Below are 10,788 nucleotides of genomic sequence, written 5' to 3' on the forward strand. Positions count from 1 at the left end.
ACCGCGGCGGCGTCGGCTTGGAACGCATCTTCGACGCGCTGATCGGCGGGGCGGTGGCCATCGTCTTCGCCGTCTTGCTGTTCCCCGCCGATCCGCGCACGGTACTGCGCAACGCGCGCGTCGGCGTGCTGGGCGTGCTGCACGACGTGCTGACGCGGGCCGCGGATGTCGCAGTCGGACGCAAGGCGCCACCGCCGGACTGGCCGCTGACGGCCGTCGACCGGGTGCACGAACAGCTCAGCGGGCTGCTCGAGGCACGCACCACCGCCCGCCACGTCGTCACCATCGCACCGCGACGATGGGGCCTGCGCGTGGCCATCCAGGCCGCCGATCACCAGGCCGTGCACGTAGCCCTGTTGGCCGGTTCGGTGCTGCAACTGGCCCGCGCCGTCTCGCCCACGGAGAACGGCCGCGAACGCCTACCGCAGCCCGTGCACACGGTGCTGGTGGTGCTCGCCGCGGCGACCGCGCTCGCCGACCCCGATCCCGCCGGCGCCTGCGCGTACACGGCCTCGGCGCGCCACCACGCCGCGGAATTGCAGTCCGGCGCGCGCGAGAAAACGCAAGTGATTTTCGCCGACGTCGTCAGCGCCTGCGTGGACGACCTGCAGCGGGTCATCGACCTGCGAAACGTCTGACGTTTCAGCGCGAGTCGGCCAGGAACTCCTGGACCAATTTGCGCGGCGCCTGGGTCAGCCACGCTTCGGTGACCAACTCTTCGAGGTCGCGCACCGCGATCTCGGCCAGGTTGACCAGCACGGCGGGATAGCCGTCAAAATGCGGGGTGGTGAAATAGACCCCCGGCTCGTCGTCGATCAGCGCGAACTTGACACCCTCGTCGGATACCCGAACCCCGAGGATGTCGCCCTGGGGTGGGTGGGGGCCGTTGCGCGCCAGCGCTTCGCGTTCGGAGGGCCGCAGCGGCCGCTCCCAGGCCAGCAATTTCTTGCCGACCCGCCAGTCGTGCGGTGACGGCTCGGAGGTGAGTGCCAGCTCACCAACGATGCGGGCGACGTCGCCCCACGTGGCCACAACACGATTGTGCTCCCGTTTTGGCGCGAGCGCCGTCGGATCGGCAAACGGTGGACGACGGGGCGCTCCGCGGACCCCACGCGACCGGCCGGCATGTGATGTGATCAGCGGTGAGGAGGAGGAAGCGCTTGCCAGCAGAACCAGGCGAACCAGGGGCCGCGACCGCCCACCGCCATCGGGTAACCCACCGCACCGAGTACCGCTACTCCGACGTAGTGACCAGCTCGTACGGTAGGGGGTTTCTCACGCCGCGCGACTCGCTGCGCCAGCGCTGTATCGCGCATCAGCTGATCATCGAGCCGGCCGCCGCCGACAGCTCCACCAGCCAGGACAGCTACGGGAACATCAGCTCCTATTTCCACGTGACCGAGCCGCACAGAGCACTGAGGGTGACCAGCGATTCCATCGTCGACGTCTATCCGCCCGGGCCGGGCCTGTACACCGGCGGGCCGGCGGTCCAGCCGTGGGAGGCGGCCCGGCCCGCCGGGCCCGGCGGAGCGCTGGCGACCGAGTTCACCCTGGACTTGAATCCGCCCGAGATCACCGACGAAATCCGCGACTACGCGGCGCCCACCTTCGCACCGGGGCGTCCGTTGGTCGACGTGCTGCGCGAACTGGCGTCACGCATCTTCACCGACTTCACCTACCGGTCGGGGTCGACGACGATTTCCACCGGAGTCAATGAGGTTCTGGCCGCCCGGGAAGGGGTATGTCAAGACTTTGCCAGGCTGGCGATTGCCTGCCTGCGAGCCAACGGTTTGGCGGCCAGTTATGTATCCGGGTACCTGGCCACCGATCCGCCACCCGGAAAGGATCGGATGATCGGCATCGACGCCACCCACGCCTGGGCGGCGGTGTGGACCCCTCAGGAGGCCGGCCAATTCGAGTGGCTGGGCCTGGATCCCACCAACGACCAGATGGTCGACGAGCGCTACATCGTCGTGGGCCGGGGCCGTGACTACGCGGACGTCCCGCCGCTGCGCGGCATCATCTACACCAACTCGGAGCGCAGCGTGATCGACGTCGCCGTCGACGTGGTGCCCTTCGAAGGCGATGTGCTGTATGCGTGACTTCACCTGCCCCAACTGCGGCCAGCGGCTGACCTTCGAGAATTCCACCTGCCTCAATTGCGGCAGCGCGCTGGGGTTTTCGCTCGACCAGATGGCGCTGCTGGTGATCTCAAAGGACGACGCCACCGAGCACGCCGGGGTCGTGAGCGCCGGCGAATATCAGCTGTGCGCCAATTTACTGCTCGCCGAATGCAATTGGCTGGTCCCCATCAACACCCCCCGGTTGCTGTGCCCGTCGTGCGCGCTGACGATCGAACGGCCCAACGACGCCGACACCGTCGGGATGGCCGAGTTCGCCCGGGCCGAGGCGGCCAAACGCAGGTTGATCGTCGAGCTGCACGAGCTGAAGCTGCCCATCGTCGGGCGGGATAGGGATCCCGATTACGGGCTGGCCTTCCGGCTGCTGTCCAGTGCGCACGAGAAGGTGATGACCGGACACGAAAACGGGGTCATTACCATCGATTTGGCCGAGGGCGACGACGCGCACCGCGAGCAGCTGCGCGTCGAGATGGATGAGCCGTACCGGACCCTGCTGGGCCACTTCCGCCACGAGATCGGGCACTACTACTACTACCGGCTGATCGCACCGTTCAGCGACTACGTGCAGCGGTTCAACGAGCTGTTCGGCGACCACGAAGCCGACTACTCCGAGGCGCTCGACCGCCACTACAACGAGGGCGCCCCCGAGGGCTGGCAGGAGGACTTCGTGTCGTCCTATGCCACCATGCATCCCGCCGAGGACTGGGCCGAGACGTTCGCCCACTACCTGCACATCCGCGATACCTTGGACACCTCGGCGTGGTGCGGGCTGGCGCCGGCATCGGCGACGTTCGACCGCCCGGCCCTGGGTCCCAGCGCTTTTCAGACGATCATCGATATGTGGCTGCCGCTGTCGTGGTCACTGAACATGGTGAACCGGTCGATGGGGCACGACGACCTGTACCCATTCGTGCTGCCGATCCCGGTGCTGGAGAAGATGAAGTTCATCCACACCGTGGTCGACGAGGTGACTTCGGAGTCCCGCGGGCCCGCCTCGGTGGCCGGCTGAACCGCGCTCGGGACCGCAGCCGCGATTGACAGCGGCACAAGGGGGAACACTGCGGCGATGTGCTTCTCGATCACGGCGGACCTGGTGGTGGGCACCGCCCTCGTGCCGGTCGCCGTGGCGACCCTGAGAGAGGTGAAGCACTGGCGCGAAATGCCGTTTGCTCTGCTGCCGACGGTGTTCGCAGTCCACCAGTTCATCGAGGCGGCCGTGTGGCCCAACGGCGTTGTCCCGCCCGGGATGGCCCACTTGGCGACGCGTGCATATGTCTTCATCGCACTGCCGCTGCTTCCCGTGCTGGTCCCGTGGGCGATCTTGATGCTGGAACCGCGCGGTGCCCGGCTACGGGTGGCGCCTTTCGCGGTGCTCGGCACCGTAGTGTCGGCCTATCTGGCTGTCGTCGTGCTCACCGAACCGATCGCCGTGACGAAGGGCCCCCATGCGCTGCAATACCAGACCGGCGTTCACCACGGCTACGTGTGGGCGGTGCTCTACGTCATCGCCGTCATCGGGCCGGCATTGATGTCGGGCTATCGCTCCATTGTGGTGTTCGGGTTGGCGAACCTGGTGGGGCTGACCGTGGTCGCTGTCCTCTACGTGCACGCGTTCGCTTCACTGTGGTGCATCTACGCCGCCGCGCTGTCGGTCCTGGCGCTGGTGCACATGGTGCGGCGTCGGCGACTGCCCGATCCACACCGCTACCACGGCGTCGCCGCGGATCGGGCGACGTCGAACGCCTGAAAAATGTGGGGAGAGAACGAGTTAGGCAGGCATCACCCGTCGTTCGTCGGGACCCCAAAGCGGTTGCATGCCACCGGGCAACGCCAGCTGGGTGGTGGTGATGACCTCGGCCAGGTTGCGCAGCTCGCCATGCACCGAACCGAGCAGCTTAGCCAACTGGGCACGCCGTCCGCCGCTGCTGACCCGTTCGAGCTCGGCGGGATGGGAGCGCCGCAGCAGGGTGCCGATCTCGTCCACCAGCCGTTCCGGGCGCGACGACCCCGACGAGCCGGGCAGGTCCTTGAGGTTGGTTCGCAGCCGTTCCACCTGGTACAGCAACGACCGCGGGTTCTGCGCGTCGAACAGCATCAGTTCGGCCATCGCGGCCACGCTGATCTTGCCCACCGTGCGGCGCCGGTAGATGACCGAGGACTCGCACGCCACCAAAGTGGACTCGATGACGGTCTGTTCGGCCGCGGCGCCGCGGCCGACGGTCAGCGTGGCCTGCAACAACGCCGTCAGCCACAGCCCGCGTTCGATCCGCTTGCCGATGTCCATCATCGTCCAGCCGACGTCGCGCACCATCGACTCGTTGGCCACCCCCGACAGGGTCAGCATGCCGGCCAGCGTCTGGGCCTGCGCTCCGGTGAGCAAGGCATCGGCTTCCGAAAGTGATTCCGGCGGTTCGCTTTCCAGCGCCAGTGCGCGCTCTACCGCGGCCAGCACCATCCAGGTGTCGTTGGACATCTGATCGCGCACCGCCCGCGCGGCCAGCGCCAAACCTTCCACCGATTGGACCAGGGAGCCGGCCCGGTGCGGATCAACGGTGAGTGACCACAGAGTGGAGGGCGCGATGGCGATCATCTCGGCGTGGTCGCCGTCGCTGTCGGCCGCGATGTCGGTTCCGGTGATACGGCCCAGCGCGGCCATCAGCACCGGCACGCATTCGCTTTCCTCGCTGTGCTGGTGGTGGCGGTAGACGTGGAACCGGTCGCGGGTGACGATGAGCAGCCGCGCCATGCTTTCCGCGCGCTCGCCGTAGCGGCCGATCCAGAACAGGTCGGACAGCACGCGCGGGGAGCTGACGCCCCAGGTGCCCGCGGCCGTCTTGGCCGGCGGCTCCGGTGTGGGGAGGCTGATCGTCTCGGCTCGCGCGCGCTCGGTGGGGCGCACCCAAACATCTTTCGCCGCAATCGTTTTCAATGTATACGCAGCGGATCCGGGTGCCAGCACGTAACCGATGCCGCCGATCATCGGCGCGTAACCGCCACGTTGGGCAACGGTGAACAACCGGATGCCGACGCCCGCCGACGACAACACACCGGCGTGGTCGGTCGGCGCGGACGAGAACTGCGGCAGCTCCTGACCCGCCCACTGCCACGGCATCTGTTCGATACGGGCCGCCAACTGCGTCAGCTGGTGTGACGAAAGTGTGGGTCCGACAAGGGTTTTCTCGCCGACGGTGGACTTCACCAGTAACGACGACAGGTTCGCCAGCAGGTGCGAGCGTTCACTGGCGATGCCGCCCCAGTAGACCTGCGCGGTGGGCAGCTGCAGGGTTTCGGACAGCAGGTGCTCGGCCATCTGGGGCAGGAAGCGCAGCAGCCCAGGGTTTTCCAGGATTCCGCTGCCCAGCGTGTTGACGACGGTCACCGTCCCGCGGTGCTGCGCCTCCACCAAACCGGCCACCCCGATCCGGGAGTCGGCGCGCAGATCAAGCGGATCCGTATAGTCGGCGTCGACCCGGCGCAGCACGACGTCGACGCGTTTCAGGGTGCCCAGCGAGCGCATCCACAACATGCCGTCGCGCACCACCAGGTCGGCGCTTTCCACCATCGGAAAACCCAGCAGCGTAGCCAGATAAGCCTGGTCGAACGCCGTCTCGGAGTAGATACCCGGGGACAGCACCACCACCACGGGATCCTGGGCGTCGTCGGGTGCCGCATCGATCAGCGCCAGCCGCAGCGCCTGGGCGAACGGCGTCGTGGGCCGCGGCGCGATTCGTTCGTACAAGTCGGGAATGGAGTGCGCGACCACGCGCCGGTCGGCCAGCGCATACCCGGCGCCCGAGGGCGCCTGGGTGCGGTCGCCATTGACGACGAAGGCGCCGTCCGGCCGTCGGCTGACGTCGCAGGCGTGCATGAAAAGCTGGCGGCGGCCAGGTATTTCGATTCCATTGGCCGCGCGCATGTAACCGGGATGGCCGAACACCAGCTCCGGGGGCAGGACGCCTCCGGTGAGCAGGCTGCGCGGTCCGTACAGGTCGGCCAGCACGGCGTCGAGCACGCGCGATCGCTGCAGCAGGCCGGCCTCGAGCACCTCCCAGTCGGCCGCCGACAGCACGATCGGCAGGGTGTCCAGCTGCCAGGGCCGCGGCTCCTGCCCGCGACCGCCCGGCTCGACGTCGGTGTAGGTGATGCCGTCGTTGTCGATGAGGCCGTGCACCACCGAGCGCAGCCGGTCCAGCCCGGCGCGGCCCCGCTCGGCGATGGCATCGGCCAGCTCGGCCCACGCGGGACGCACGTTGCCGTCCCGGTCGACGAATTCGTCGTAGCCGCTTGCCGGGCCGTGCCGCAGATCGAAGAGGGCTTCCTGGGCCCGCGCGGCACGATAGCCGGCCAGCAGGCGGTCGGCGTCATAGCGCACGGTGCCGGCCGCTGCGGGTGCACCGGTGCCGAATGTCATGTCCGCAAGCGCCATTACTGCGCAACGGTACGCACGCGGCGCAGGTCGAGGATGCCCGGCGCGCCGATATCGGTGGAGATCCGGGCCTGCTTCTCCCGGATGGCGGATAGGTCGAGTTTGCCCGAGGTGAAGCCGGTTGCCTCGAAGCGGCGGCTGCGGCGCGCCTCGGCCTCCACGGCGTTGACGGGCGGTGTGTCGTAGGACCGCCCACCGGGATGGGCGACGTGGTACGTGCAGCCCCCGCGCGACGTTCCGGTGGTCAGGTCGATCAGCTCGAACTGCAATGGCCCGTCGGCCGAGATGGTCGGGTGCAGCGCGCTGGGCGGTTGCCAGGCCTTGAACCGCACTCCGCCCACGTGGATGCCGGGATTGTCGGTGGCCAGTAAAGGCACCGGGTAGCCGTTGACCGTCACCACGTAGCGGTGACGGTCGGCCCCGATGATGCGGACCTGGATGCGTTCGACCGAGGAGTCCACATAGCGGGCGGTGCCGGTGGCGGTGGATTCCTCACCCAGAGTGGTCCACGGCTCGATGGCGCCGCGCAGCTCGATCTCCACGCCGTCGAACACCGCGGTCCCGATGCGCGGGAACCGGAACTCGGTGAACGGATCCAGCCAGCTGGTCTCGAACGCGATACCGTGTGCGCGCAGATCGGCGGCGACGTCGGCGATGTCGTGAATCAGGAAGTGCGGCAGCAGGTATCGACCGTGCAGGTTGGCCCCGTGGCGGATCAGCGGCGCGCGCAGGGGTTGGTCCCAAAACCAGGCGACCAGCGAGCGCACCAGCAGCGATTGCACCATGGCCATGCGCACGTGCGGCGGCATCTCGAAGCCCCGCAGCTCCAGCAGGCCGAGGCGGCCGCGGGCGCTGTCGGGGCTGTAGAGCTTGTCGATGCAGAACTCGGCGCGATGCGTGTTGCCGGTGATGTCGGTGAGCAGGTGGCGCAGCGCGCGGTCGATCACCCACGGCTTGGTGGCGCCACCGCCACCCAGCCGGGCGATCTCGGCGAACGCGATCTCGAGCTCGTAGAGCGCTTCGGCGCGGCCCTCGTCGACCCGCGGCGCCTGCGACGTGGTGCCGACGAACCGGCCGGCGAACAGGTAGGACAGCGACGGGTGGCGCTGCCAGTACGTCAGCAGCGAGACCAGCAGGTCGGGACGGCGCAGCAGCGGCGAGTCCGCGGGCGTCACGCCGCCCAGCGTGATGTGGTTGCCGCCACCGGTGCCGCCGTGCGTGCCGTCGACGTCGAAGGACTCGGTGGACAGGCGGGCCAGCCGGGCTTGCGCGTACAGCGTTTCCAGTTGTTGATGCTGTTCGGCGAAACTGGCGGTGGGCGCGACGTTGACTTCGATGACTCCGGGGTCCGGGGTGATCGTGGTCGAGCGCAGCCGCGGGTCCGGCGGGGGATCGTAACCCTCGATCACCAGCGGGCAGTCGGCCTTCGCCGCCGCCGCCTCGATGCGGGTGATGAGGTCGACGTAATGCTCGAGCGCCGCGGTGGGCGGCAGGAAGAGGTAGAGCAGCCCGTCGCGAATTTCGGTGACCATCGCGGTCGGTGGCGCCCCGTCGGGGCCCACCAGAACGGCCTCGCGCCCATCGGGTTCGGTCAGCTCGGGGCCGACGCCCAGCGGGTCGGCGTCGAACGACGGGCGCGGCGGTTCCCAACTGATGGAATCCAGTGGCAGCCGAAGACCCGCCGGAGAATCACCGGGCAGCAACACTATCCGACCGCGGCGCAGCCGCCAGTCGGAGCTTGCCCACCCCATGTCATCGTCGCGTCGGTGTAGTGGAAGCACGAACGCCGTTGGGGCCGTGATGGTTTCGTCCAGACGAGCCAGCAGCGCGGCCCGGTCCGCAGGGGAATCGGCTTCGAGGTCATCGGCGGGTTCCACCGGAAACCCCTCGGGCTCAAGGACTTTGACCGCCAGTCGATGTAGTGCGTCCTCGTAGGCCGGCCGCACCTGCGAGACCGGCAAGCCCAGGCCATCGGCGATGCCGGCGAGCACCCGGTAGGCCGCGTCGCTGTCGGCCGGTCTCGCCGGCTCGCCGCCCCAGGGATCGGCCAGCAGCGTCGCGTCGGTCCACAGCGGACGCCCGTCGGTGCGCCAATGCAACGCAATCTGCCAGCGCGGCAACCGTTCTCCCGGATACCAACGGCCCTGCCCACGTTGGATCACGCCGTTGGGCGCCCATACGGATTTCAGCCGGGCCGCCAGGTCGGAGGCGCGCGACCGCTTGTGCGGACCGTCCGCAGCCGTGGTCCATTCTTCGGCGACCTGATTGTCCACCGACACGAAAGTCGGCTCACCCCCGATGGTCAGTCGGACGTCGGCCGCGGTCAGTCGCTCGTCGACGTGCCGACCCAGCTCGAAAATCGCCCGCCACGCATCGTCGGTGTACGGCAGTGTGACGCGGGGATCCTCGTGGACCCGGGTGACGGTGTTGGAGAACTCCAGCATCGATGTGCAGGGTTCGGTGCCCCCGCTGATGGGTGCCGCGGACGTCGGGTGCGGTGTGGCCGCCAGGGGGATGTGGCCCTCGCCGGCGAACAGCCCCGAGGTCGGGTCGAGCCCGATCCAGCCCGCGCCGGGGATGTACACCTCGGTCCAGGCGTGCAGGTCGGTGAAGTCGGCGGCGGGTCCCGACGGCCCGTCGAGCGCCGCGACGTCGGAGGCGAGCTGCACCAGGTAGCCCGACACGAAGCGGGCGGCCAGCCCCATCTGACGCAGGATCGACACCAGCAGCCAGGCCGAGTCGCGACAGGAACCGACGCCGGTGCGCAGCGTGTAATCCGGCGTCTGCACGCCGGGTTCCATCCGCAGGCTGTACGCGACGTCGGCGTTGATCGCACGGTTGAGCTCGACCAGCATGTCGATGGTGCGAGTGCCGTCGGGCACCGAGAAATTACTCAGCCAGGCCCGCGCCAGCTCGCCCGGACCCGAGCCGCTGGAGTCCGGACCCTCCTCGTCGACGGGCCGCAGGTAGGGCCTCAAGTCTTCGGCCAGCTCTTTGGGATAACTCAGCCCGGCCCGTCCCTTGCCGGGAGCCCACCTTTCGGCCCAGTCCTCGATGAAGAAGTCGAACGGGTTGATCACCTTTAGGTCGGCGATCAGCCCGACGGTGATGCTCAGCCGTTGCATCGGGTTTGGAAACACCAGCCGGGCAAGGAAATTGCCCACCGCGTCCTGTTGCCAGTTGATGAAGTGCTCGTCGGGCTCGATACGCAGCGAGTACGCGTCGATGGGCGTGCGGGTGTGGGGCGCCGGGCGCAACCGCACGACGTGCGGATACACCCGGACCAGCCGGTCAAAGGTGTAGCTGGTGCGGTGCTCCAGCGCAACTTTGATGCTCATAATCGCTGATCCCATCACACGCGGCGACACGGCGCAGCGCACCGCAATTGCGGCTTACCGCGCCGTAATACGACAAACCTGGGCGCAGCGTCAGGCCGGTGCGGGTCCCGGCGGTGTGTTCGGTGGCGGACCCGCCTGGTATCCCGCGTGCTCCACCGGGACGACGTGCCCGCCGGAGAGCTTGCGGTAGGCGTAGGTCAGGATGAGCGCATCGAGGGGCGCCGCCACCAGCAGGCCGACGACAAACGCCAGGAAACCGACGACGGCCACAGCCACCAGCACGAGCCACAACAGCAGCGCGTTGGCAAAGTTCGATCCGACGAGCGAGAAGCTGGAGGTGACGCCCTTGATCGCCGATTCCGAGCGATCGACGACGAACAGGATCGTGAACTGTAAGAAGAAGCTCAGGATTAGTCCTGGGATGAAGCAGAGGGAAAAGCCGATCGAGGTGAGAACACCGACGATCAGCGCGGCGACAAACGCCATCGCGAAGTTGCGGGGCCTGAAGAAGGAGCCGATGGTGACCGGGCGTCCGTCGGCCAGCTCCAGGCAACCGGACAGGAACGCGGATTGGGCGAACGCTCCTAGGAGATATGCGACTAGGTAACCAAGAATGAGCAGGGCCAGCCCGCCGCCGTTCAGGTTCGCGGTGAAGGTGAAGTAGTCGTCGTCGGAGCCGCTCGTCGTGGTGCCCATGTTTTGGCTCAGGCCGATCAGGACTGAGCCAAGGCTGAACAGCAACCAGTAGGCAACAGCCGGAACAATCAGTGCCACAAGGTTTTTGGTGAACGCGTTCCACGCCCAGCCGAAGGCGTCACCCACGCTGAATGCGGGCTTGGGTGGCACGCCGTCTGTCTCTTATACACATCTGACGCTGCCGACG

7 protein-coding genes and 1 pseudogene are annotated in these 10,788 nt (G+C 67.9%); 4 read left to right on the plus strand and 4 right to left on the minus strand.

Annotation, left to right across the window (positions count from 1 at the left end; genetic code table 11):
* Positions 1-638 (plus strand): annotated as a pseudogene (locus tag A5782_RS02775) (aromatic acid exporter family protein); the annotation flags it as partial.
* Between the two features lie 4 nt (positions 639-642).
* On the opposite strand, the gene A5782_RS02780 reads toward A5782_RS02775, so the two are convergent.
* Entirely contained in the window at positions 643-1,032 is a 390-nt protein-coding gene (locus tag A5782_RS02780; protein ID WP_067094827.1) for an MmcQ/YjbR family DNA-binding protein, read from the minus strand.
* Positions 1,033-1,160: 128 nt separating this feature from the next.
* Here A5782_RS02780 and A5782_RS02785 point away from each other — a divergent pair, with 128 nt between their 5' ends.
* Genes A5782_RS02785 through A5782_RS02795 form a run of 3 tightly spaced genes read left to right on the plus strand, consistent with a single transcriptional unit; the run spans position 1,161 to position 3,888 of the window.
* Positions 1,161-2,102 carry a transglutaminase family protein gene (locus A5782_RS02785; protein WP_082942752.1) on the plus strand — a complete coding sequence of 314 codons (942 nt, stop codon included), beginning with the start codon at positions 1,161-1,163 and terminating at the stop codon, positions 2,100-2,102.
* Complete coding sequence (locus A5782_RS02790; protein ID WP_067094833.1) at positions 2,095-3,150, plus strand: putative zinc-binding metallopeptidase; 1,056 nt, start codon at positions 2,095-2,097, stop codon at positions 3,148-3,150. Before A5782_RS02785 ends, A5782_RS02790 begins: the two co-directional genes overlap by 8 nt.
* A gap of 57 nt (positions 3,151-3,207) precedes the next feature.
* Positions 3,208-3,888, plus strand: a complete 681-nt coding sequence (locus tag A5782_RS02795) for a DUF6629 family protein (protein WP_067094836.1) — start codon at positions 3,208-3,210, stop codon at positions 3,886-3,888.
* 21 nt (positions 3,889-3,909) lie between these two features.
* Here A5782_RS02795 and A5782_RS02800 read toward each other — a convergent pair whose 3' ends face one another.
* The 3 genes from A5782_RS02800 to A5782_RS02810 all read right to left on the minus strand — a co-directional run bounded on the left by A5782_RS02800 (position 3,910) and on the right by A5782_RS02810 (position 10,751).
* Positions 3,910-6,567 carry a circularly permuted type 2 ATP-grasp protein gene (locus A5782_RS02800; RefSeq protein WP_067094838.1) on the minus strand — a complete coding sequence of 886 codons (2,658 nt, stop codon included), beginning with the start codon at positions 6,565-6,567 and terminating at the stop codon, positions 3,910-3,912.
* Positions 6,567-9,905: a DUF2126 domain-containing protein gene (locus tag A5782_RS02805; RefSeq protein ID WP_067094841.1), complete on the minus strand. Its 3,339-nt coding sequence runs from the start codon at positions 9,903-9,905 to the stop codon at positions 6,567-6,569. The genes A5782_RS02800 and A5782_RS02805 overlap by 1 nt, the downstream gene beginning before the upstream one ends.
* 90 nt (positions 9,906-9,995) lie before the next feature.
* Positions 9,996-10,751: a hypothetical protein gene (locus A5782_RS02810; protein ID WP_231986577.1), complete on the minus strand. Its 756-nt coding sequence runs from the start codon at positions 10,749-10,751 to the stop codon at positions 9,996-9,998.
* Positions 10,752-10,788 lie beyond the last annotated feature (37 nt).

This window comes from Mycobacterium sp. 852002-40037_SCH5390672 (genome assembly GCF_001665875.1).
Lineage (GTDB): Bacteria > Actinomycetota > Actinomycetes > Mycobacteriales > Mycobacteriaceae > Mycobacterium.

Excerpts from the sequence above, each read along its gene's own strand:
- A5782_RS02790 (WP_067094833.1), top strand. The coding sequence starts at position 2,095 with ATGCGTGACTTCACCTGCCCCAACTGCGGCCAGCGGCTGACCTTCGAG.
- A5782_RS02795 (WP_067094836.1), top strand. The coding sequence starts at position 3,208 with ATGTGCTTCTCGATCACGGCGGACCTGGTGGTGGGCACCGCCCTCGTG.
- A5782_RS02800 (WP_067094838.1), bottom strand. The coding sequence starts at position 6,567 with ATGGCGCTTGCGGACATGACATTCGGCACCGGTGCACCCGCAGCGGCC.
- A5782_RS02805 (WP_067094841.1), bottom strand. The coding sequence starts at position 9,905 with ATGAGCATCAAAGTTGCGCTGGAGCACCGCACCAGCTACACCTTTGAC.